This window comes from Halopseudomonas formosensis, assembly GCF_900115905.1.
Lineage (GTDB): Bacteria > Pseudomonadota > Gammaproteobacteria > Pseudomonadales > Pseudomonadaceae > Halopseudomonas > Halopseudomonas formosensis.
The window spans coordinates 239524-263866 of the sequence record NZ_FOYD01000002.1; the positions used below are offsets into that span (position 1 = coordinate 239524).

General features: G+C 62.9%; 17 protein-coding genes. 7 read left to right on the forward strand and 10 right to left on the reverse strand.

Annotated elements, in window-relative coordinates; genetic code table 11:
• Nucleotide 1: 1 nt before the first annotated feature.
• On the reverse strand, nt 2-2734 hold the full coding sequence (gene acnA, locus BM046_RS04150; protein ID WP_090537276.1) for an aconitate hydratase AcnA: 2733 nt from the start codon (nt 2732-2734) through the stop codon (nt 2-4).
• 103 nt (nt 2735-2837) lie between these two features.
• Here acnA and BM046_RS04155 point away from each other — a divergent pair, with 103 nt between their 5' ends.
• Together BM046_RS04155 and glmS are read left to right on the forward strand one after the other, a co-directional pair.
• Complete coding sequence (locus BM046_RS04155) at nt 2838-4391, forward strand: methyl-accepting chemotaxis protein (protein ID WP_090537278.1); 1554 nt, start codon at nt 2838-2840, stop codon at nt 4389-4391.
• A gap of 102 nt (nt 4392-4493) precedes the next feature.
• On the forward strand, nt 4494-6320 hold the full coding sequence (gene glmS / locus BM046_RS04160; protein WP_090537280.1) for a glutamine--fructose-6-phosphate transaminase (isomerizing): 1827 nt from the start codon (nt 4494-4496) through the stop codon (nt 6318-6320).
• A 49-nt stretch (nt 6321-6369) separates the two neighbouring features.
• Here glmS and dsdA read toward each other — a convergent pair whose 3' ends face one another.
• The 3 genes from dsdA to BM046_RS04175 form a co-directional block, all read right to left on the reverse strand.
• The gene (dsdA, locus tag BM046_RS04165) at nt 6370-7719 is read right to left on the reverse strand and encodes a D-serine ammonia-lyase (protein ID WP_090537282.1); all 1350 of its coding nucleotides are present in this window, start codon (nt 7717-7719) and stop codon (nt 6370-6372) included.
• A 126-nt stretch (nt 7720-7845) separates the two neighbouring features.
• Nucleotides 7846-9222, reverse strand: coding sequence for a DUF1329 domain-containing protein (locus tag BM046_RS04170; RefSeq protein ID WP_090537284.1), 1377 nt, complete (start codon nt 9220-9222; stop codon nt 7846-7848).
• 22 nt (nt 9223-9244) lie between these two features.
• Nucleotides 9245-11047, reverse strand: coding sequence for a DUF1302 domain-containing protein (locus BM046_RS04175; protein WP_090537286.1), 1803 nt, complete (start codon nt 11045-11047; stop codon nt 9245-9247).
• A gap of 270 nt (nt 11048-11317) precedes the next feature.
• On the opposite strand from BM046_RS04175, the gene BM046_RS04180 reads away from it, so the two are divergent.
• Nucleotides 11318-12367 carry a helix-turn-helix transcriptional regulator gene (locus BM046_RS04180; protein ID WP_090537288.1) on the forward strand — a complete coding sequence of 350 codons (1050 nt, stop codon included), beginning with the start codon at nt 11318-11320 and terminating at the stop codon, nt 12365-12367.
• Nucleotides 12368-12382: 15 nt separating this feature from the next.
• On the opposite strand, the gene BM046_RS04185 is transcribed toward BM046_RS04180, so the two are convergent.
• Nucleotides 12383-13627, reverse strand: a complete 1245-nt coding sequence (locus tag BM046_RS04185) for an NAD(P)/FAD-dependent oxidoreductase (protein ID WP_090537290.1) — start codon at nt 13625-13627, stop codon at nt 12383-12385.
• A gap of 226 nt (nt 13628-13853) precedes the next feature.
• On the opposite strand from BM046_RS04185, the gene pyrC reads away from it, so the two are divergent.
• The 4 genes from pyrC to BM046_RS04205 all read left to right on the forward strand — a co-directional run bounded on the left by pyrC (nt 13854) and on the right by BM046_RS04205 (nt 19342).
• Nucleotides 13854-14888, forward strand: a complete 1035-nt coding sequence (gene pyrC / locus BM046_RS04190; RefSeq protein ID WP_090537292.1) for a dihydroorotase — start codon at nt 13854-13856, stop codon at nt 14886-14888.
• Nucleotides 14889-14980: 92 nt separating this feature from the next.
• A complete protein-coding gene (rnt, locus tag BM046_RS04195) occupies nt 14981-15586 on the forward strand; it encodes a ribonuclease T (protein WP_407046224.1) in 606 nt (201 codons plus the stop codon).
• A 93-nt stretch (nt 15587-15679) separates the two neighbouring features.
• Entirely contained in the window at nt 15680-16654 is a 975-nt protein-coding gene (locus BM046_RS04200) for a TAXI family TRAP transporter solute-binding subunit (protein WP_090537297.1), read from the forward strand.
• Between the two features lie 66 nt (nt 16655-16720).
• A complete protein-coding gene (locus BM046_RS04205) occupies nt 16721-19342 on the forward strand; it encodes a TRAP transporter permease (RefSeq protein WP_090537298.1) in 2622 nt (873 codons plus the stop codon).
• Between the two features lie 12 nt (nt 19343-19354).
• Here BM046_RS04205 and BM046_RS04210 read toward each other — a convergent pair whose 3' ends face one another.
• The 5 genes from BM046_RS04210 to BM046_RS04230 form a co-directional block, all read right to left on the reverse strand.
• The gene (locus BM046_RS04210) at nt 19355-20677 is read right to left on the reverse strand and encodes a DEAD/DEAH box helicase (protein ID WP_090537300.1); all 1323 of its coding nucleotides are present in this window, start codon (nt 20675-20677) and stop codon (nt 19355-19357) included.
• Nucleotides 20678-20801: 124 nt separating this feature from the next.
• Nucleotides 20802-21761 (reverse strand): hypothetical protein, encoded by a 960-nt coding sequence (locus BM046_RS04215; RefSeq protein ID WP_090537302.1) that lies wholly within the window; start codon nt 21759-21761, stop codon nt 20802-20804.
• A 26-nt stretch (nt 21762-21787) separates the two neighbouring features.
• On the reverse strand, nt 21788-22720 hold the full coding sequence (locus BM046_RS04220) for a hypothetical protein (protein ID WP_090537304.1): 933 nt from the start codon (nt 22718-22720) through the stop codon (nt 21788-21790).
• Nucleotide 22721: 1 nt separating this feature from the next.
• On the reverse strand, nt 22722-23171 hold the full coding sequence (locus BM046_RS04225; RefSeq protein ID WP_090537306.1) for a putative periplasmic lipoprotein: 450 nt from the start codon (nt 23169-23171) through the stop codon (nt 22722-22724).
• 12 nt (nt 23172-23183) lie between these two features.
• Nucleotides 23184-24338, reverse strand: a complete 1155-nt coding sequence (locus BM046_RS04230) for a hypothetical protein (protein ID WP_090537308.1) — start codon at nt 24336-24338, stop codon at nt 23184-23186.
• Between the last annotated feature and the right edge of the window lie 5 nt (nt 24339-24343).

Genomic DNA, 24343 nt, shown 5'->3' on the forward strand with positions numbered 1-24343 from the left:
CCTACCGAGGCTCCAGCATCTGCCGCAACACGTAGTGCAGGATGCCGCCGGCCTTGAAGTAGTCCACCTCGTTGCGCGTGTCGATACGGCAGAGCACCTTGAATTCGAGCGGCTCGCCGGTCTCGCGCCGCGCGACCACGCGCAGCTGCTGACCGGGCCTGATATTGTCGTCGATGCCGGGGATATCCAGCACCTCATGGCCGGTCAGCTGCAGGGTGGCGGCGTTCTGCCCGTCGACAAACTGCAGTGGCAGCACACCCATGCCCACCAGGTTGGATCTGTGGATACGCTCGAAGCTCTCGGCGATCACCGCCTTGACGCCCAGCAGGTTGGTCCCCTTGGCCGCCCAGTCACGACTCGATCCCGTGCCGTACTCCTTGCCTGCCAGCACGACCAGGGGCGTGCCCTCGGCCTGATAACGCATGGCCGCATCGTAGATGGACATGCGTTCTCCGCTGGGCACATGGATGGTCACCCCGCCCTCCTCACCGCCGAGCATGCGGTTGCGGATACGGATATTGGCGAAGGTGCCGCGCATCATCACCTCGTGGTTGCCGCGCCGTGAGCCGTAGGAGTTGAAGTCTTCTGGGCTGACGCCCAGGGACTGCAGATACTCACCGGCCGGCGAGCTGGCCTTGATGTTGCCCGCCGGTGAGATGTGGTCGGTGGTGATGGAGTCACCGAACACCGCCAGCACCCGGGCGTCCTCAATGGGCCGCAGCGGCTGCAGGGGCTTGTCGATACCGTTGAAATACGGCGGATTCTGCACGTAGGTCGACTGGCTGTCCCAGGCATAGGTGTCGCCACCGCTGGTGGCGATGGCCTGCCAGTGCTCGTCGCCGGTGAAAACATCGGCGTAGCGGTTGCGGAACATGCTGTCCTCGACCAGGGCAACGGCGGCGGCGATCTCCGCATTGCTCGGCCAGATATCCCGGAGAAATACCGGCTTGTTGTCCCGGTCCAGACCCAGCGGCTCGCTCATCATGTCGATACGGATGTCCCCCGCCAGGGCATAGGCCACCACCAGCGGCGGTGAGGCCAACCAGTTCGCCTTGACCTGCGGATGGATGCGGCCCTCGAAGTTGCGGTTGCCCGACAGCACTGCGGAGACCGCCAGATCATGTTCGGCAATGGCGCGACTGACCTCATCGGGCAACGGACCGGAGTTGCCGATACAGGTGGTACAACCATAGCCCACCAGGTTGAACCCCAGCTGATCCAGGTAGGTGGTCAGCCCGGCGCGCTCCAGATAGTCGGTGACCACCTTGGATCCGGGTGCCAGGGACGACTTGACCCAGGGGCGCCGCTGCAGACCCTTTTCGATGGCCTTGCGGGCCAGCAGTCCGGCAGCCATCATCACGCTGGGGTTGGAGGTATTGGTGCAGGAGGTGATGGCCGCAATGACCACCGAGCCATTGCGCAGCACATGGGACTGGCCACCCAGGGTGACTCTGGCCTCACTGACACTGCCTCCGACTGCGGTTCCACCGCCCCCTTCGCTTTCCAGCCGGGCCACCTCTCCGGCGGGGTTCAGCTGCATTGCCAGCAGCTCTTCGAAAGCGGCAGGAACGCCAGGCAGGGGCACCCGGTCCTGGGGCCGGCGCGGGCCGGCGAGACTGGGTTCCACATCGCCCAGGTCCAGATGCAGGGTATCGGAGAACAGCGGCTCATGGCCGGGTTCACGCCACAGCCCCTGGGCCTTGCTGTACGCCTCAACCCGGGCCACCACCTCGGCTGGCCGGCCGGTCAGGCGCAGATAGTCCAGTGTCACCTCATCCACCGGGAAGAAGCCGCAGGTGGCACCGTATTCCGGCGCCATGTTGGCGATGGTGGCCCGGTCAGCCAGAGGCAGATCGGCCAGGCCATCACCGTAGAACTCGACGAACTTGCCGACCACACCGCGCTGACGCAGCATCTGGGTCACCGTCAGCACCAGGTCGGTGGCAGTCATCCCTTCGCGCAGCTTGCCGGTCAGTTTGAATCCCACCACCTCGGGGATCAGCATGGACACCGGCTGACCGAGCATGGCCGCTTCCGCCTCGATACCGCCAACCCCCCAGCCCAGCACACCCAGTCCGTTGACCATGGTGGTATGGGAGTCGGTGCCGACCAGGGTGTCGGGGAATGCCCACTGCTCGCCGTCGCTCTCAGCCGCCCAGACACTCTGGGCCAGATACTCGAGGTTGACCTGGTGACAGATGCCGGTGCCCGGCGGCACTACCCGGAAGTTGTTGAAAGCGTGCTGCCCCCAGCGCAGGAAGGCATAGCGCTCGCCATTGCGGCGGATCTCCATCGCCACGTTGTCCTGGAAGGAAACCTCATCGCCGAAGCGATCCACCATCACCGAGTGGTCGATCACCAGGTCGACCGGTGACAGCGGGTTGATACGCTGGGGGTCGCCGCCGGCGCGGGCCACCGCATCCCGCATGGCGGCCAGGTCCACCACCGCCGGCACGCCAGTGAAGTCCTGCATCAGAACCCGGGCGGGCCGGAACTGGATCTCCCTGTCCGAGCGACGTTCGCGCAGCCAGTCCGCCATGGCCTGAATGTCGTCGCGGGTGACGGTTTCCCCATCCTCATGACGCAGCAAATTCTCCAGAAGGACCTTGAGAGATACCGGCAGTTGCTGTATATCACCGAGGCTCGCGGCCGCGCGGGGCAAGGAGTGGTAGCGGTAGGTGGTGTTACCTACCTGCAGCTGGCTGGCCGTCTGCAACGAATCGAGCGATGACATCAGTAACCTCCTGAGAAAACAGTCCAGAATGCGGGTAAAGCAAGATCACCCGCAGCCGATAGCTATCAGCATAGTTCAGGTACCACCCAAGTTCAGGTAAGCCATGCGCAAGAATCTGCCCGTTACACAAAAAGAAATACAACTTCGGGACGACCAGCGTCTCATCACCGCCACCGATCTGAAGGGGGTGATTACCTACTGCAACGACACCTTTGCCGAGGTATCCGGCTTCACCCGGGAGGAGCTGCTGGGCCAGGCGCATAACCTGATCCGCCATCCGGACGTCCCCCCGGCGGTATTTGCCCACCTCTGGAGCTATCTGAAGCAGGGCCGCAGCTGGATGGGCATAGTGAAGAACCGCGCCAGGAACGGGGACCACTACTGGGTGAATGCCTTCATCACGCCCATCCGCGAGGGGGATCAGGTGGTGGGCTTCGAGTCGGTGCGGGTCAGGGCCACCCCCGAAGAAATCGCGCGTACCACTGCCTTCTATGCGCGCCTGCACAGCGGCCGTGGCATGCCGATCAACTGGCATCGCCAGCTGCTTGCCATGGCGCCGGCCACACTGTGCAGTGTCATCGGTGGCGCAGGCGTCTATCTGGCCGGTCCGCTGGGCCTGATCCCGGCGCTCCTGCTGGCTGCGCCCATAGGACTGCTGTTGCAGCAGCACCGTGACCGCCGGTTGATCGGCCTGTTCGGCAGTGCCGAAAGCAACATTGCCGACCCCTTGCTGGCGCCGATGTATAGCGATCAGGAAGGTCCGCTGGGGCGCCTGGAAATGGCTCTGTACAGCCATGAGGCCCGGCTGCGCACCTGCATCAGCCGGGTCGATGACTTCACTGAGCAGCTGCGTCAGCAGGCGACCCGGAGCAGGGAACTGTCACACCAGTCCAGCGAGCAGCTGGAGCGTCAGCGGGCGGAAACCGACATGGTCGCCGCCGCCATCAACGAGATGGCCGCGGCCAGCCAGGAGGTAGCCGGCAACGTCGTCCGCACCGCCGAAGCGACCCAGATGGCCAACCAGCAGGCCGATCAGGGCAAGCAGGTCGCCTCGCTGGCCAGGGACGCCATTGAAAGCCTGTCCGAGGCGGTAAGCTCAGCTGCCACTGCGGCCTCGCGTCTGGCCAGTGATGCCCAGGAGATCGGCACCGTGGTCGATGTGATCCGGGGCATCGCCGAGCAGACCAACCTGCTGGCACTGAACGCGGCCATCGAGGCAGCCCGGGCCGGCGAACAGGGTCGCGGTTTTGCGGTAGTGGCCGATGAGGTGCGCGCCCTGGCCAAGCGGACTGCCGACTCCACCGAACAGATCCACCGCATGATCGACAACCTGCAGCAGGCCACCGGACGCACCATGGACACCATGCGCACCGGCAAGGACCAGGCCGATCGGGGTGTGGCCCATGTCATCGAGGCCGACGAGGCGCTGGACAGGATCCGCGAAGCCATCTCCCGCGTAAGTGCCATGGGCGAGCAGATCGCCAGCGCCGCCGAGGAGCAGAGCGCCGTTGCGGAGGAGATCAACCGCAGCATAAGCAACATCGCCCTGCTCTCCGACCAGACCGCCACCCAGGCCCGGCAGAACGCCCGTCTCAGCGACGAGCTGGCCGGCACCGCCAACAGCCAGAGCGAACTGGTGGCACGCTTCAGAATCTGAGCTGCGGCGCAGCCCCGGATCCTGAAGCGCAAGATAAATCCTGTGCTGCGCGACGGCCGGTGATAAAATGCCGACCTCGCATCCCACAACAGGACTCTACACATGTGCGGAATCGTCGGTGCCATCGCTCAGCGCAATATCACCCCCATCCTGCTTGAAGGTCTTCGCCGCCTGGAGTATCGCGGTTATGACTCCGCCGGCGTCGCAGTGATGAGTGCCACCGAACAGATCCAGCGGGTGCGGGCCGCCGGCAAGGTCGCAGAGCTGGAGGAAGCCCTGAAGAACGCGCCGGCCACCGGCACTCTGGGCATTGCCCATACCCGCTGGGCAACCCATGGCAAACCGGCGGAACACAATGCCCACCCCCATGTCTCGGACAAGCTGGCGATAGTGCACAACGGCATCATCGAGAACCATGCAGTCCTGCGCAGCCGGCTCAGTGACATGGGTTATGTGTTCACCTCGGAAACCGATACCGAGGTGGTGGCGCACCTGATCGCCGCACATTACCGCCAGAGCGGATCACTCCTGGCTGCCTTCCGCGCTGCGTTGAAGGAGCTGCACGGCGCTTATGCCCTGGCGCTGATCCACGAGGATGAACCCGAGACCCTGTACTGCGCGCGGATGGGCAGTCCGCTGGTTATCGGCGTGGGCAGCGAAGAACATTATCTGGCATCCGATCCGCTGGCCCTGCTACAGGTCACCGACCGTTTCCGCTATCTGGAGGAAGGCGATCACGCCCAGCTGACCAGCAACGGCTGCAGCATCTGGGACGCCGCTGAACAGCCGGTCGAGCGTCCTGTCCAGCAGTACGAACATGCGGCCCTGAGCATGGACAAGGGCGAGTACCGCCACTACATGCTCAAGGAAATCTTCGAGCAGCCGCAGGCCATTGCCGATACCCTGACCGGCACCTTGGGCGACAACCACGTGCTGACTGCCATCCTCGGTCCTGATGCCGAATCGCGTCTGGCCGACGTCCGTCACATTCACATTGTCGCCTGCGGCACCAGCTTCCACGCCGGGCTGGTGGCCCGTTACTGGATCGAGTCCCAGGTCGGGCTGCCCTGCCAGGTGGAGGTGGCCAGCGAGTACCGCTACCGCACCGTGGTAGTGCCGGACAACACCCTGCTGATCACCATCTCCCAGTCCGGAGAGACCGCGGACACCCTGGCCGCGCTGCGTTTTGCCAGGAACGAGGGTTACCTCGCCACTCTGGCCATCTGCAACGTCGCCGGCAGCTCTCTGGTGCGCGAGGCCGACTGGCGTCTGCTGACCCATGCAGGACCGGAGATAGGCGTAGCCTCCACCAAGGCCTTCACCACCCAGCTGGTGGCACTGCTGTGGCTTACCACAGCGCTGCTGCAGGTCAGGGGCAAGGCCCCGGAACAGGTTGCGCGAAACGTGTCGGCCCTGCGCAGCCTGCCGGGGGTGATCGGCGAGGCGCTGACACTGGAACCGGCCATTACCCGACTCGCCGAACGCTTCGCCAACAAGCATCACGCGCTGTTCCTGGGTCGCGGGCCGCACTACCCGATCGCCATGGAGGGCGCGCTGAAGCTGAAGGAGATTTCCTATATCCACGCCGAGGCCTATGCCGCCGGCGAACTCAAGCACGGCCCGCTGGCGCTGGTGGATGAGGATATGCCGGTGGTCAGTGTGGCGCCCAGCGACAGCCTGCTGGAGAAACTGAAATCCAATCTGGAGGAAGTGCGCGCGCGGGGCGGCCAACTGATCACCTTCGCCTGCGAGAGCATCCAACAGGACGGCGATCAGCAGGACACCATTGCCCTGCCCCAGGTGGACGAGGTGATCTCGCCCGTTCTCTACACCATTCCCCTGCAGCTGCTCAGTTACCATGTGGCGCTGGTCAAGGGTACCGACGTGGACAAGCCGCGCAATCTGGCCAAGTCGGTAACCGTGGAGTAGATCCCCTTGTCACTCCCGCGCCGGTACTCCGGGCGGGAGTGGAGCCGCATTAACGGGCGAGCTCGGCCAGCCCGCGGTCGAGGTAGGCCTGCATCTCGTTCTCCGGTACCATGCTGCCCCCGGTAGCCCAGACCAGATGGGTTGCCCTCGCCAGTTTCTCGGGCGTCAGTCGCAGGCGCTGGTGATATTCCTGCTGTCCCTCAAGCACCCGGGCAATGCCCGGCATGCCGGCCAGTGCCGAGGGTTCCAGACGCAGCTGTTCCTGCTGCTCCAGCAGGGCAAGCAGCGCATAGAGTTCCTCATCAGTGACTGTGTAGTAGCCGTCGATGAGCCGCTGCATGGCCTTGCCGACGAAGCCCGACGGACGCCCCACGGCCAGGCCGTCGGCGGCGGTGATGTTGTCGATGCCGAAATCCTGCACTGATATCCGGTCATGCAGGCCGGTGTAGACGCCCAGCAGCATACAGGGCGAATGCACGGGTTCGGCAAAGATGCACCGCACCGCGTCTCCGTATACCAGCTTCAGACCAAAGGCCACACCACCGGGGCCGCCACCCACACCGCAGGGCAGATAGACGAACAGCGGGTGCTCGGCATCGACGGTAACACCGGCAGCCGCCAACTGAGGCCGCAATCGCTCGGCGGCGACGGCGTAACCCAGAAACAGGCTGGTGGAATTCTCATCATCGATGAAGTGGCAATCCGGGTCCTGTTCGGCCTCCTGTCTGCCCTCCTCCACGGCGACACTGTAATCCGATGCATGCTCGACCACGGTCACACCATGGGAGCGCAATCTGTCTTTCTTCCACTGACGGGCGTCGGCGGACATGTGCACCGTCACCTGAAAACCGAGGGTGGCACTCATGATGCCGATCGACATGCCCAGATTGCCGGTGGAGCCCACCGCAATCCGGTAACGCCGGAAAAAGGCCCTGGCCTCATCGCTGTCCAGCCGGGAGTAGTCGTCCTCCAGGCTCAGCCACCCTGCCTCCAGCGCCAGCTTCTCCGCATGCTGGAGAACCTCGTGGATACCGCCGCGAGCCTTGATCGAACCGGATATGGGCAGATGGCTGTCGAGTTTCACCCAGAGATGACCCGGCAGGCCCAGGGCGTAACGCTCACCCAGCGCCTGCTGCATCCGCGGGATGGCGCGCACCGGCGACTCGATGATGCCGGCATTGTCGCTGGTCTGGGGAAATACACGGGCGATATAGGGTGCGAAGCGTGCCAGGCGATCGCTGGCCCCGCGCACATCCTCAAGGGTAAGACCAACGTCTTCCAGCGCCAGAGTGGCGGGAGCAATGGCCGGATTGAACCAGGCCACTTCCCGCAGAGCCACCAGCTCCTGAATCAGCGGATGATCCTGTATCCACTGCGCTGTTGATATCTCTGCGACCATGGGCGACTCCTGTTGCTCTGAGCAAAAGCTGAGCATAGTAGCTCGGAACGGCAACCAGGATCGACCCGACAAAAAAAGGGGCATCCGAAGATGCCCCTTAAACCCAAACGGAAGGTCTGCGACCTGTCAGCGCACCCCAGCAGCCCGCAGAGCGGCCGGCGTGAACTGGTTGTAGGTCGGAGGAGTAGTGACGAACTGCGGTGCAGAAGCCTCCTCGGTGTACATGCCCAGAGCGATGTAGCGGCCTGCCAGCAGGTCGTACAGGGTCTCCAGAGCGTAACCCGGGATCTTCTGCTTGTAGTTGAAGGACAGGTGACCCTCACCTACACGCCACAGGGTGCCACGGCCGTCATAGTGGTCGGCCAGGGTGATCATCCAGGAGTCCTCGTCCACGAAGAAGTTACGCTGGGCGTAGATGTGGCGCTGACCCTGCTTGACGTTGCCCTGTACTTCCCAGGCGCGGTGCAGCTCGAAGCGGGTGTGTTCCGGGTTGACGTGACCGGCTTTCAGCACGTCGGCGTACTTCAGGCCCGGCTCGGTCAGCTTGCCCGAGTTGTAGGGCAGGAAGACTTCCTTCTTGCCGACCAGTTTCCAGTCGTAACGGTCCGGAGCACCGTTGTACATGGAGAAGTTGTCGGAGGTACGCATACCGTCGGAGGCGGTACCCGGACCGTCATAGGCTACCTGCGGAGCACGGCGTACACGACGCTGACCGGCGTTGTATACCCAAGCCATGCGAGGCTCCTTCAGCTGGTCGAGGGAATCGTGTACCAGCAGAACGTTACCTGCCAGACGGGCCGGGGCGTTCACCCGCTGTTTGAAGAACAGCAGGGTGTTGGGCATGCTGGCCGGATCGATGTCAGGCATCAGGTTCGGATAACCGACTTCCTCTTCCATCTTGATCAGGGTGTAGGAACCGTTGGTCTGCGGCATGGCCTGCATGTACCAGCGATGCACGTTCAGACGATAGCGGGTCATGTGGTTCCAGATCACCTCGGCCCCGCTTTTCGGAATCGGGAAGATGAAGGAGGAACCCGGCTCGACGTTCTCCACACCGTCACCACCATTGACCAGTCGGGCCTGGCCAGCGGTGCGCTTGACCTGGTCATAGACTGATTGCGGGAAGCCAACTGTCCGACGGCTCTGGTATACCGGCATGCGGAAGGTTTCCGGATAGCGTTCGAACAGAGCGATCTGACCGGGGGTCAGGTTGTCGCGATACTGCTGGTAGTTCTGGGCAGTGATCACGAATTCCGGCTGATCATTCTTGAACGGGTTTTCCAGGAAGTTGTTGGCCAGGCTCTGACCGGCATCGGTCGGCAGACCGCCGGTCCACTCGGGGATGGTACCCGCGGCGTTACCGGCCTTCTCCGCGCCGATCGGCGTCAGGGTGGTGCCCAGCTGATTGATCTCGGACTGGGACAGGCTCTGCGCCGCAACGGCACTGGCCAGCAGGCTCAGCGCCAGACCGCAGGCACCTACAAAGACTTTCTGCATCTGCATATTGTTATTCTCCAAAACCTGATTAGAAGCTTACGCCGAAGCTGACAGCGGCGAAGTCGCGATCAACCAGAGTGTTGTACTTGCCATCAAAGAAGTTGGTGTAACTGATGCTGGCGTTGTACTTGTTGGCGTAATCGGCGTTCAGGCCGATGCTGATCGACTTGGCATTTTCCACAAAGTTGGGGCTGTAACCCTCAACGTCATGGGACCAGGCGATGTTCGGGCTCAGGTTGATACCGGCAATCACGTTGCTGTAATCCAGTGCCGCGCGCAGACGGTAACCCCAGGAGAAGTCGGTGAAGTAGCCATCGTTCTCACACCAGCTGTCCGCTTTGGGAGTAGTGCCCTGAGAGGAACAGGTGCCATCAGCAAAGGGGCTCTGACCGAACAGGGAGTCACGACCGAACTTGGTCTCGCCGTTACCGGAACCGATACCACTGATGTAGTTGAAACCTACCTCGCCGATCAGAGACAGACGGCTGGCACCCAGGATACGGTCGATGAAGTGCACGGCACTGACCGAGCCCTGCCAGAACTCCTTGCGCTCGTAACCCGGGATGTAGTCACCGGCCGCAATCTCACCGGGCCCAAAACGGTGGGTGTTGTCCGGCTGTCCCGCCGCCAGCAGCAGCGCGGCACGGCTCATGTCGCCGGTGTTGATCTGCAGCGGCATGTTCGGACGGTAGCTCAGCTCGCCCGCCACCGAGGTACCCCCGATGTCGGTACCGAAGCTGACGCCGTACAGACGGATGTCCTCAGGATGCTCGAAGAAGTAACCGGCACCACCAGCAGTAACGCCATCGTAGCCGGGGGTCAGCGGACCGCCCACAGCACCCAGGCCTGCCTCGTTAGAATATACAGGCCCCCGGCTGTGGTAATTCAGCGCATAGAAACCGAACTCGGTGTTGTTCAGCGCCGGCACGAACCAGCGGAAGGCCACACCGAACTGACCGCTGTCACTGGCATCCTTGTCCTTGTGGACCCGGGCGATATAGGTACCCGGGGGCTGCTCGCCATGGGGCAGATCCACGCCAGCAAAGACCAGACGATCATTACAGTTGCGGCCTACCACATCAGAAGTGGAGAAGAAGGTGCCGCAGTTATCAGCAATGGTGCCGCGCCATTTCAGCTGGTAAAAAGCTTCCACGGTGAGGTTTTCGGTGAGGCCCTGAGAGAGATACAGCATCTCGACAGGCAGCAGACCTTCCTTCAGCTCGGCGCCCGGGCGGCGGAAAGCGGAAGCATCGATCGGGTTGATGGAGTTGATGCCGTTCTGGATGAAGACACCCTCACCCCAGCTGACCACCTGGCGACCCAGACGGACGTTACCCGGGTTCTGACCGATGAAGTAGTTGTGATAGACGAAGGCGTCAAGCAGCTGGACACCGGCCCCTTTCTGGAGCGGATGACGTCCCGAGTCGTCGATATCATAGAAACGCTGACTTCCGTCCTTGGTCTCGAAGTCATACCAGTAGTTGCCACGCAGGAAGGCACCGGAGTTACCGTAGCGCAGTTCAAGGTCATGGGAACCCTTGAAGATCTTGGAGAAGAAATCGCCTTTCTCGTAGTTCAGACGACCATCATCCGATGTCCGGGCTGTTGCCTGCCCCCCCTGATTCACCCCGTCAATCGCTGTATCCACGTGGATGAAGCGCTTGTCCGGGTTCGCCATAGACATGCTGGCCCCGATGGACATCTGGGAATCGAGCTGCCCTTCGATTGCACCGATATTGAAGTTTACTGCGTGTGCCGTGCCACTGAAGCTGGCCAGCCCGACTGCGAGAGGCAGTGCGGCCAGCGCCCAAGCATGCTTTGTTTTTGTCATTGTGCTGCTCCATTAGGTTGGATCCAAACCCCCGGCTGTCTTGGGAGCCAGACGGTCGCAATTAGTGTGTCATGGAGCATTTGCCCGGTTTGTCTTCATCGGACCGATCACTTGGCCGGGCCGGACATTCAGGGATTGAATGTGATGGATTTATCGCCGCTATATTCCTGCAATTGTCTGTTGTGAATTTTTGCATAATGGCCGGCATTCATCTATCTTGGCCTGAACAGAAAACTGCCGTTACAAAAATAATAAATAAGGACGACTGGCATGCCCGCTACCCATCCTCCACTGCCGTGTCACCGCCTGAAGGAAAGAGCCCTCTGGGCCAAAGGCATCATCGAAGCCCTGCGTGGTTATGGCAGGAATCTGGTTGAGCAGCTGCCCGAAGATCTGCTCAGCTATGCAAGCCCGAGCGATTTCAGCCTGGGCCACATCAGCCAGACCGACATGAACCGGCTCTGGTATTGCGCGGTCACGCTCAGCGGGGATGAGTGCTTCGGTCTGCGCATGGGTGTCAACTTCTCCACTCCCACCATGCAATTGCTCAACCTGGCTGCCCATTCCAGCCCGACCGCCGGGGATGCCATCCAGCGCGTCATGCGCTTCATTCAGGTATTCAGCACCCAGATACAGCTGTACTCGGTGGAAGACGAGCATTACCTCACCGCCTACTTCGAGCCCAAGGGAGCCGCCCACCCGCTGCAGATCGAGGCGCTGGTGGCGCGTTGCGTCGCGTCCTGGCGGGAGCTGGGCAACGACACCCTGCCCCTGATTACCGAAGTCCGTCTGAACCGGGAAAACGACACCCGCCTGCAGTGCGAAGACATCCTGGGTACCCGGGTGCGCCTGGGCAGCAAGCGGGTATCCATACGCATGAGTCGCCTGGCCCTGCAGTCGCGCCTGCCGGACAGCGATGCCTTTCTGCTCAAGCGACTGGACGCCTCCCTCGAGGACATGCTTGAGGATCTGCCCAATGTGGACTTTGCCGAACAGGTCAAGCAACGCATTCGCGTGCTGCTGTCGGAGAAGGACATTTCCGAAGAACTGGTCGCCCAGCCGTTCAACGTCAGTCCGCGTCACCTGCGACGCAAGCTGAGCGAAGCCTGTACCACCTACGAGAAGCTGCTGGACGAGGTGCGCATGGAGCTGGCAATCAAGCTGATTCAGGAGAACCGCCTGAATCTCGGGCGCATCGCTTTCGAACTCGGCTTTCTCGATCCGAGCAGCTTCACCCGCGCCTTTCGCCGCTGGACCAACATGAGTCCGACGGCGTTTCGCGAGCATTCATTGCGGCTGCAGGACCCGGTTTCCGGTTGACACCGGGCGTGTCCCTCAGAGGAAACGTTGCACCGCGAACGGCGCCATGTCGATGGCCGGCGTCTCCCCATCCATCATCTGCGCCAGCAGCTCGCCGGTAGCCGGTCCCAGGGTAAAGCCCTGGTGCCCATGTCCGAATGCCAGCCACAGGCCCTTCTGGGGCGCCGGCCCGATCACGGGCTTCATGTCCGGCAGGCAGGGACGCGCGCCTTTCCATGGACTGGGGTCCAGTCGCTCGCCCAGTGCCGGGAAGAGTGCCCGCGCCGCCTTCTCCGCCGCGGCCAGCTGCCCGTATTTCGGCGGCGCATCCAGGTCCGCCAGCTCGGCGCCGGTGGTCAGGCGGATGCCGGCACGCATGGGCTCCATCATGAAACCCCGTTCCGCATCCATCAGCCAGTGATTCAGTTCGGCGCCTTCACCCGTGCTGTAGTGCATGTGGTAACCGCGCTTGACGAACAGGGGCACGCGGATGCCGACACGGGCCAGCAGCCGACTGGACCACGGCCCCATGGCCACGACCACCTGATCTGCCTGCAGCTCGCCTTCCGAGGTCAGGATTCGCCAGCGGCCGCCCTCCTCCAGGACATCCTCGACGCTGGCCTGCATCAACTCTCCCCCCTGCTCGACGAAGGTCCGGGCATAGGCCTGCACCAGCGCACCCGGATCGCTGACCATCCAGGGCTGGGTCCAGTGGATGGCACCGATCAGGTCCTTCGCCAACCATGGCTCGCGGGCACGCAACCGTGGTGCGTCGAGCACGTCGAACTCGATACCGAAACGGCCTCGGTCCTCATTGGCCTCGGCAACGCGCTCTTCCAGCGCCTTTCGCGTCCGGTACAGCTCCAGCCAGCCGCCCTTGCGTACCAGATCCCAGGCACCGGCGGCCTCGATCATGGGGCCATGGGCGTGCTGGCAGCGCTGGATCAGCGATGCCCATTCCCGCACGATACGCTGGTAGCGCTGGCCACCGGAATTGAGCCAGTACTGGAACAGCGGAACCGCGGCATTCAGCATGCCCGTCGGCCGGTAGCGGATATCCACCTGGCGATTGGGCAGAACCCGCAGCAGGGTGCCTATGTCCCGGGGAAACCCGTAAGGGCGAACAGCCTCGCGCTGGATGACCCCGGCATTGCCGAACGAGGTTTCCCGTCCCGGTTCGCGACGGTCCACCAGCGTGACCCCGTGCCCTCTGCGGATCAGGTGCCAGGCAACGGACACGCCGACCATACCAGCACCCAGAACGACTATATTGCGCGACATCGATTTTCCCCGTGCAGTCCAACGAAACAGATCTTCTTCCGTGTTTGAGGTGCGTCCCTGAGCCGGCCGGTTGACCAGAAAAAACACGCGCAGTATAGAGGGCGAGACATTCGCGTAACAGGCCGACCGGACTGATCCGGGCAAATTCGATGGACCGCCACGGCGTGTAAAGCGACGCGCTTTCCGGTAGCATGGCAGCATCGAAACATTCTGGAATCATCCCCCCATGACCGATCGCATCACCCTGCTCCGGCCGGACGACTGGCATATCCACCTGCGCGATGGAGCAGTCCTGCAGCACACCGTGCCCGATGCCGCCCGTCACTTCGGCCGTGCCATCATCATGCCCAATCTGGTCCCGCCGGTGCGCAATGGCGAACAGGCCGGGGAGTATCGGGAGCGGATCCTGGCGGCTCGCCCGGCGGGCAGGCCCTTCGAACCGCTGATGGTGCTCTATCTGACCGACCAGACCACCCCGGAGCTGATCCGTCAGGCCCACGGACAGGGGCAGGCCATTGCCGCCAAACTGTACCCGGCCGGCGCCACCACCAACTCCGATTCCGGGGTGACCGCGCTGGAGAAGATCTGGCCGGCGCTGGAGGCCATGGCCGAGGTGGGCATGCCCCTGCTGGTGCATGGTGAGGTGACCCACGCCGAGGTGGATATCTTCGATCGGGAGAAGGCGTTCATCGACCAGCAGCTGGTGGCTCTGACCGAACGCTTCCCCACGCTCAAGGTGGTGTTCGAGCACATCACTACCGCTGATGCCGTGGACTTCGTGCGCAGCGCGCCCGGCAATATCGCCGCGACCATTACTGCCCATCATCTGCTGTACAACCGCAACCACATGCTGGTGGGTGGCATTCGTCCGCATTTCTATTGCCTGCCCATTCTCAAGCGTCAGCGTCACCAGCAGGCGCTGGGCGATGCGGTGGTCTCCGGCTCGAACAAGTTCTTCCTCGGTACCGATTCCGCGCCCCACGCCCGCCATGCCAAGGAAGCCGCCTGCGGCTGTGCCGGCTGCTATAGTGCCCATGCAGCCATTGAGCTGTACGCCGAAGCCTTCGAACAGCTGGGCGTGCTCGACAAGCTGGAGGCCTTTGCCAGCATGCATGGTCCGGATTTCTACGGTCTGCCGCGCAACACCGACACCATCACTCTGGTGCGCGAGCCCTGGACGGTTCCGGAGACGCTGCAGTTCGGAGACCAGCAACTGGTACCCCTGCGGGCCGGTGAAAGCATTCAATGGCGGGTCCTGTGACCCTTTCGATTTAAGGACGCTGTGTGAGCGAGTTCGACTACGACAACGATGCAATTGAAGGGGCGGGTGCCGGTGGTGGCCACAGGTCGCCGATGGCCTATCGCTTCCGGGGCTTCTTGCCCGTGGTGGTGGATGTGGAAACCGGCGGGTTCAACGCCGCCACCGATGCCCTGCTGGAAATTGCCGCCACGCCGATCCTGATGGATGACGACGGGCAGGTCTACCCGGATCAGACCTCCTTCTTCCGCGTCGAGCCCTTCGAGGGAGCCAATATCGAGCCGGCGGCGCTGGAGTTCACCGGCATCAAGCTCGATCATCCCCTGCGCATGGCGGTGAGTGAATCCCATGCCCTGACCGAGATCTTCAAGCATGTACGCAAGGCGGTGAAGTCGGCCGGCTGCAAGCGTGCGGTACTGGTGGGACACAACGCCTTCTTCGACCTGGGTTTCCTGAACGCGGCGGTGGAGCGCAACGACATCAAGCGCAATCCCTTCCACCCGTTCTCCTGTTTCGACACGGCCACCCTGGGTGGCCTGGCCTACGGCCAGACGGTACTGGCCAAGGCCTGTGCCGCAGCAGATATCGAGTTCGACGGGCGCGAGGCCCATTCGGCACGTTATGACACCGAAAAGACCGCCGAACTCTTCTGCACCATAGTCAACCGCTGGCGGGAAATGGGCGGCTGGCCGCCGGTCTGAGCCGCTCCGGGCATTCAGGGGCGTGCTGGGCTACACTTGGGCTGGATGGACCGCAGCGGCGCTGCGGTCAGAACAAGAACAAGGAGCTACCGCATGCGCTTGAAAGCACTTACCTACCTTTTTTCCGCCGCTCTGTGTTACGCCGCTACCGCCTCGACACCCGCCGTTGCCCAGCAGAACTTCATCACCATAGGCACCGGTGGCCAGACCGGGGTCTACTACGTGGTGGGTCAGTCCATCTGTCGCCTGGTCAACCGGGGCACCGACAGCCATGGCCTGCGCTGCAATGCCCCCTCCAGCGGCGGCTCGGTGGCCAACGTGAACGCGATCCGCGGCGGCGAGATGGATATGGGCGTGGTGCAGTCGGATATCCAGTACAAGGCCTACGAGGGGCTGGAGAACTTTGCTGAGGCCGGTGCCTTCACCGACATGCGTGCCATGTTCGCCCTGCACGGCGAGCCCCTGACCATAGTCGCCCGCCGCGATGCCAATATCACCCACCTCAAGGACCTCAAGGGCAAGCGCTTCAACATCGGTAACCCCGGCTCGGGCCAGCGCGACACCATGGATGTGGTGATGAACGCACTGGGCTGGACCATCAAGGACTTTGCCCTGGCCTCGCAACTGTCAGCCGCCGAGCAGGCTGCCGCTCTGGGCGACAACAACGTTGACGCCATGGTTTACGTCGCCGGCCATCCGAACGGCTCGATTCAGGAAGCCACCACCACCGTTGATTCGGTGATAGTGGCGGTCAATGGCGAGGAAATCGACGGTATCATTGCCGAGCATCCCTATTATGCCAAGGCCATCATCCCCGGCGGCATGTACCGGGGTAACGACAGCGATGTGGAAACCTTCGGTGTACGCGCCACCATGGTGACCTCGGCCAAGGTATCCGAGGAAGCGGTGTACCAGACGGTCAAGGCAGTGTTCGACAACTTTGATCGCTTCAAGCGTCTGCACCCCGCCTTTGCCGAACTCAAGGAAGAGGAAATGATCAAGGAGGGCCTGTCCATTCCCCTGCACGACGGAGCCGTGCGCTACTACCGGGAACGTGGCTGGATGTAATACGGCCTGCGCCGGGCCGCGATTTGGGCGGCCCGGTACTCTCTGTGTAGATAACGGGACGACCTGATGAAAAGATCGGACACGGACGACAGTCTGGCTACCCAGCTTGATGAGCTGGCAAGCGCGGATATCGGCGGGCGTCGCCCTACCGGGGTGACCGGAAAGCTGCTGTTGGGCATAGCCGGCTTCTGGTCGCTGTTTCAGCTATGGATAGCGTCACCCCTGCCCTACATGGCGGGTTTCGGCGTATTCAACAGCACCGAGGCCCGATCCATCCACCTGGCTCTGGCGGTGTTTCTCGCCTTCATGGCGTTCCCGGCCTTCCGTCGCTCCCCGCGGGACAGGATCCCGCTGACGGATTGGCTGCTGGCACTCCTGGCTGCCTTCTGTGCCGGCTATATCTATCTGTTCTACGACCAGCTGGCCACACGTCCCGGCAGTCCGACCACCCTGGATGTGGCGGTCGCTCTGGCAGGTCTGGCCCTGCTGCTGGAGGCCACACGGCGCGCCCTGGGACCGCCGTTGATGATAGTGGCGCTGGTGTTCATGTTGTACTCCCTGGCAGGCCCCTATATGCCAGGCATGCTGGCACACCGGGGAGTGAGCTGGGTGTCCCTGGGCAATCACCAGTGGCTCAGCACCCAGGGAGTATTCGGCATCGCCCTCGGTGTATCCACCAGCTTCGTTTTCCTGTTCGTCCTGTTCGGCTCCCTGCTGGAGAAGGCAGGCGCTGGCAACTATTTCATCAAGCTGGCCTTCTCGGTGCTCGGGCATTACCGCGGTGGTCCGGCCAAGGCCGCCGTGGTCGGCTCGGGCATGACCGGGCTTATTTCCGGCTCCTCGATCGCCAATACGGTGACCACCGGTACCTTCACCATTCCCATGATGAAGCGCGTGGGCTTCAGCAAGGAGCAGGCCGGCGCAGTGGAAGTCGCCGCCTCAGTGGATGGCCAGCTGATGCCGCCGGTCATGGGTGCGGCTGCCTTTCTGATGGTTGAATATGTCGGCATTCCCTATACCGACGTGATACGCCACGCCTTCCTGCCGGCGATGATCTCCTACATCTCGCTGTTCTATATCGTCCACCTCACCGCAGTGAAGGCCGGCATGCAGGGACTGCAGAGTGCCAACCCTGAGCGGCCACTGCTCCGCAAGCTGCTCGGTTTTCTCACCGGCCTGCTGCTGATCATGGGCCTGTCGATGGCGGTCTACCACGGCCTGGGCTGGCTCAAGCCCCTGCTTGGCGCCTCGGCGGGCTGGGTCATTGCCGCGGGACTCGGAGTGATCTACGTTGCCCTGCTCGGCGTGGGGTCACGCTATCCGGACCTGGAGATGGACGACCCGGGCGCCCCGACCATGGTGATGCCCGAAACCCGCTCCACTCTGATGACGGGCCTGCATTACATACTGCCGGTGGTGGTACTGGTCTGGTGTCTTATGGTCGAGCGGCTGTCACCCGGCCTGTCCGCCTTCTGGGCCACGCTGTTCATGATGGTCATCATCGTCACTCAGAAGCCGCTGCTGGCCCTGTTCCGACATCAGGACGATATTCTGGCCAGCGCCCGTCGCGGCCTGACTGACCTGGGAGAGGGCCTGGTAACAGGTGCGCGCAACATGACCGGCATCGGGGTGGCGACAGCGGCTGCCGGCATCATCGTCGGCGCCGTGTCCCAGACCGGTGTCGGCCTGGTGTTCGCCGACCTTATCGAGATGTTGTCGCTGGGCAATCTGATGCTGATGCTGATCTGGACTGCGGTGCTGTGCGTGATCCTCGGCATGGGTCTGCCGACCACCGCCAACTACATAGTAGTGTCCACATTGCTCGCGCCCGTACTGGTGACCCTCGGCCAGCAGAACGGGCTGATAGTCCCGCTGATTGCCATCCACATGTTCGTGTTCTATTTCGGCCTCATGGCCGATGCCACCCCTCCGGTAGGTCTGGCGGCCTTTGCTGCGGCGGCCATTTCCCGTGGCGACCCGATACGCACCGGGGTTCAGGCGTTCTATTTCGGTATTCGCACCGCCGTCCTGCCATTCCTGTTCATCTTCAACACCGATCTGCTGCTGATCGATGTCTCCCTGTGGCACGGGGTGGTCATCTTTCTGATTGCCACGGTTGCCATGCTGATCTTCGCCTCGGCCACCCAGGGCTGGCTGATCGTACGCAGCCGTTGGTATGAGAATCTGATACTGGTGCTGGTCGCCTTCATCCTGTTCCGCCCCGGCTTCTGGATGGATCTGTTCTTCGATCCCTATCGCACCGTACCGCCGGCGGAGCTGGCCCAGGCGCTCGAGCAGTCGGCAGAGAGCGACAATCCACTGCGCCTGCAGATAGCCGGCGAAGACGGTGTCGGCAACCCCCGGACCTTCTATGTTCTGGTCGCAGTACCAAGCGGCGCCACCGGCGAGGAGCGGCTGGAGAACCTGGGGCTGAGCCTGATGCAGGAGGGGGAGCGTACCCTGATCGACATGGTGAGTTATGGCAGTCAGGCCGCCGAACTGGGCCTGGACTTTGATCAGGAGATCCTGACGGTAGAGGCGCCGGTGGACCGACGCCGCAAGGAATGGATGTGGTTGCCCGGCGGGCTGCTGCTGGCGCTGGTGGTCGGCCTGCAGTGGCGCCGCTACCGGCGTGGGGAACCGCTTACCGGGCACCGTACACCACCCGGCACGGCCAGCTCCCCGTAGGCCGCCGGGAACTCAGCTGCGCCGCTTCGGCGGCGCCAGCCCATCTCCACCGTCCAGCACTACCTGCCCTTTGGGAATCGCCGGCTTGCGCCTGGCCGCAGGTTTGGCAGTCTTGGGGCGCTTTACCTTCTTCTTGTCATCTTTCTTCTTCTTGGCACCGACCGGCTTGCCCGAGGCCTTCACTTTCTTCGGTCCCTTGAAGCTGCCCGCAAGCTCCTTGATCTCGCGGCGCTCGAACTGCCGACGTAGATAACGTTCGATACTGGACATCAGACTCCACTCGTGGGGAGCTACCAGGGACACCGCCAGCCCCTCTGCACCGGCCCGGCCGGTCCGGCCCACGCGGTGCAGATAGTCATCACCGCTGCGCGGCATGTCGAAGTTGATCACCAGATCCAGTTCGCTGATATCCAGGCCGCGGGCGGCCACATCGGTCGCAACCAGCACACCCTTGCCACCCTGCTTGAATCGCTCGATGGCCAGCTTGCGCTCCTTCTGATCCTTCTCCCCGTGCAGTACATACACCCGCAACCCCTCCACCGCGCGCAGCACGCCGTTGAGTCGGTCGGCCATGACCCGGGTGTTGGTGAACACGATGGCCTTGCCTTCGCACTCGTTGAGCAGCAGCCACCTGGTGAGTTTTTCACGGTGGGTGTTGTCATCCACCGGAATCACCTGCTGACGAATCGCCGGGGTATCGGACTTCACGCTGTCCAGCTCGAGCCAGCGCGGCTCATTCAGGATCTGCTCGACCATGCGGCGGATGCCCTGATTGCCAGTGGTGGCGGAGAACAGCATGGTCTGACGCTGCTCGGGGCAGGCGCTGGCGATACTCAGCACATCTTCGCTGAAGCCCATGTCCAGCATGCGGTCAGCTTCGTCGATAACCAGGGTCTGAACTTCGGACAGGTCCAGCCCGCCGGCTTCCAGTTGCTCCAGGGTACGACCAGGGGTGGCAATGACGATATCCGGATTCTTGCGCAGCTTGGCGGCCTGCACCTTGAAGTCTTCACCACCGATAACCAGCTCGGCCTTGAGGAAGGTGAAACGCGCCAGCGCCTGAACGTCCTTGAGGATCTGCTGTGCCAACTCCCGGGTGGGCGACAGCACCAGCGCCCGCGGGGCCAGGGCCTTGCTGTCATCCTCCAGCAGCCGCTGCAGGATCGGCAGCACATAGGCGGCGGTCTTGCCGCTGCCGGTCTGGGCAATGATGTACAGGTCTTCGCCGGCAATGGCCGGGGGAATGGCCGCTGCCTGGACGGGGGTCGGCTTTTCGAAGGACAGCTCGGCCAGGGCCTTGAGCAGACGCTCGTGCAGGGATAGTTCTGTGAACACGGGTTTTCCTTATGGAAACGGCTGGGACTGACGAATCATGTCGCTAGTGTATCACCGCTTGGAGAAACCCCGATGGTGTTTGCCTGTCCCCGGTGCAGGCACCGGGCGACAGGCAAACGTGGGACTACTGCTGGGCTACGGTAATGAAGCTGTTCGGATAGAGGCGGGTCAGCGAATCCTTCTCCATCTGCACCTTCTGCATTACCGGGCGCAGTTCCGGATAGATACCGTAGGTGGCGTTCAGTACCTGCGCATACTGTGGATGGCTGGAATTTTCGTAGGCCATGTACTTGGCCATTTCCTCAAGGCTGTTGAAGGACAGATCACTGTTGTCCTTGATGAAGTCCCAGCCGCCGATGGCGCGCAGCATCACTTCCCTGCCGGCAATGCTGCCGACCGCTCCCCCAAAGACAGACAGCATGATGTTGTCCGAGTTGGACATGGCGGCGAGGCTGCCGAGAGCGGTGCCGACGTTGCTGGCGACCTCGGCCTGCAACCCCTTTTCGACCCAGGCGGTCACCGTATTGTCCTCGGTGAAGGGACTCATGAACTGCCCTTCGTTGCCATAGATGGGCGTGGGCAGCGCCATGAGCTCACGCTGGGGAACCAACCCCGGCAACACGGTCAGGCTGTAGTCCGCCTGATCCTGGGGCCCGACCACGGCCACATAGGATCCATCGGGATCGGCCGGCAGGGTCACCAGCAGGTGCGCGTTGGGTCCATCCGGGTCCACGACTCCCGAGATGCCGCCGATGGATCCGACAAAGGCCATGGGCTCCATGTTGCGACGGTAGTCATTGGCGTCGCCGTAGAGGTACAGACTGGCATCCGTGCCCTTGGAACGCACCACCAGGGTCACCTGGTCCCCGGGTTTGCCCTTGAACTCGTAGAAGTGATTGGCCCGCCCTTCGACGGTCTGCCCCATGCCGACCTGCAGGATCTGCGGTGGCCCCATCATGTCGACCACTTCCTGGGGTATCAGTACCCGCTGCGGCACCTGGGGCGACAGGTAGCTGTTGGTCATACCCGACACGCAGCCACCCAGCAGGGTGCCGCAGATACCCACTACGACTAGCTTGTTCATGGACAACTCCTTTTATCCAACCGGCCTCAGGCGCCCCAATGACGACTGAGAGACTGCATCAGTTTCAACGTCAGCTCCTGGGACACCTGCTCCAGCGTCAGATAATTGTCCTGACGCAGGGCGTAGCCACTGGCGGCGGCGACGTCCACATTGTGCTGGCGCCCCTGGTTGCCGTTGACGAAGGCGGTGGCCAGGATGCGGCCACTCTGCACGTCCCTGGCGGATGCCCGGAAGTCATAACCGAGGGCTGTGTCCGAGCGGGTCACCTTCATCTCGATCAGCACGTCGGCATAGCTGTTCAGCGCCGAGGTCTCGTTACGCAGGCTGGACATGCTGCCGTCCATGCCGGCGGTCTGCGGCTGGGCGTGGGCCATCTGGCGGAAGATCACCGCCCTGTCCACTATGTTGGCGCCACCCTCGAGCAGAGTAGCGGTGATGGCATCCTCGAATTGCCAGTGCCAGGATTCCCGCATGTCCTGTCGCTTTCCGGTATCTCCGGTGTAGTGGCGGCTCTGGGTCTGCATGGTCGCGCTGGCGCTGCCCTGTGCGCTGACGGGGCCGGTCTGCAGGCTGTTGAAGGTGGCGCTCTGTTCGTGGGAGCTGCTGATGCTGTGATGGCTGCCGGGGACCCATTCACGCACTTCGTCACTGAGTTCGCGGTTGAAGTACACTGCCATGCGCGGCTCGCCGCCCTGCTGATAGGCCGCCCGGAAGCGCTTCAGGGTTTCCATCAGCAGGGTCTGATCAACACCAGAGCCGGGCTGTGCAAGATAATGCTGCTCATCCGGCAAGGCCGGTGCCAGCGGCGCGGCGGTGAGCGCCGGCACCGAACCCGCGGGGGTCTGTTGCTCCAGGCGACTGCCCAGCCAGGGCTCGTCAAAGGGCTTCTCGTCGGCGTGCAGGCCGATGGGCAATATCAATGCCAGGGACAGGGTCGCGGGCAAATGCAGGTTCTTCATGTCAGCGCCCCTCGCGGATCTCTATGTAGTAGTGGGCCACTTCGCCGGTGCCGGTGGACAGCTCGCGGTAGCCATTGATCGACTGCGGGTCCAGATACACTCGCTGCCACTGGGAAGGCGCCCCCAGCGGCAGACCGAGGGAGTCGAAGAACTGGGTACGACCCTCGATCTGCAGGGGGAAGTCGGTGCGGTTGCGGATGACCGCATAGGCCTCGACGGTACCGGCTGCGGTGCGCCGGGCCCCCGAGTTTTCGATGGCCAGCTTGCCGGATTTGCGATCCTGCAGGGATTTGTCCAGGATCACCACGGTATCCAGGTTCAACCGCTGATTCGGCGCGCGGTCGTCGCTTATGCGCACACCCGGGCGGGGCCCTTCATTCTTGTCGATGCCGCTGCAACCTGTCAGTACCAGCGATGCTGCAAGGGCCAGTGTCAGGGAGAGTCTGTTCATTCGTCGTTTTCCTCAGGGCCTGTCCACATCCGTGGCTCGTCGGGCTCGCGCCCACAGGACGCCCCTGCCGGCAGCATCGACCTCGATGCGGGCAGTCTGCGTCAATTCATTGATCACGGCGCCGCTGGCGTCGAGAAACTCAACCTGCACCTCCCGTGATGCGGGCATGGGCATGGTCAGCACATGGACCTTGTCGGGCAGGTTGTTCCAGAATCTGTGATCCGCCCGGGCCTTGACCCTGGAGGTCGCCAGGGTAGCAACACCGGCAACCGCCGCAACGCCGGCGAACACGCCGCCGGCCGCGCCGAACGCCGGGGACAGCATGGTGGCGTGGGCCGCCACGCCGGAGACGTCAGCCGAGACACTCTGGGTGGTCTGCTTGAATTGCACCTGCCCTTCCAGAATACTGTCGATCGGACGCCCGCCGCGGCTCGAGGCCTGCCAGAAGATGCTCTCGATGGGCGTCAGATCCAGTGCCTTGCCATCGACCCGGATACGTACTGCCTCCTCGCGGAAGCGCCGACCCGGCCGGTACACCAGTACGTTGCCGCCGATACCGTCCTGCAGCTTGCGGGGCGCCTTGCCGGTTTCCACCATCACCAGCAACCTGTGGTTTGCCTCGGGCAGCCTGAACCCCGGTCGAAAGGTCAGCAGCTCTTCAAAACGCTCGTCTGCCAGGCCCCGGGCGCCAAGCACATGGGAAGACCAGGCTTCGAGGAACATCAGCAGCGCGAAATCCGCCCTGTGCTGCTCTTCCTCGGCAAAGGCATCCTGGAGCAGCCCGCTCTTGAAGCTGGCACGGGCGTTCTCGTAATCCCCGGCATACATGTCCAGCAGCCCGCGGTAATAGAAGGCCATGGCCCGCTCGTAGGGTTCACCCTTGAAATCCTTGGCTCCCTCGTCGTACCAGAGGCTGCGGGCCCGGGCGGCCTGTTCGCTGTCGGCGTAGACCGAGGTAATGGTGGCCAGCGCAGCATCGAACAGCTCGCCGGCCAGCTCGCGATTGCCCAGGTCCAGCGCCAGGGTCGCGGCCTGCAACTGGTTGAGTACCCGGTTGTTGGCATCATCGGCACTGATGCGCTGCACGGCCTGATCCAGCGATGGCGGCAGACTGGCCATTACCGCAGCAGGCAGAGCCAGCAGCAGGGCGAAGAGATAACGACGCATGGCAA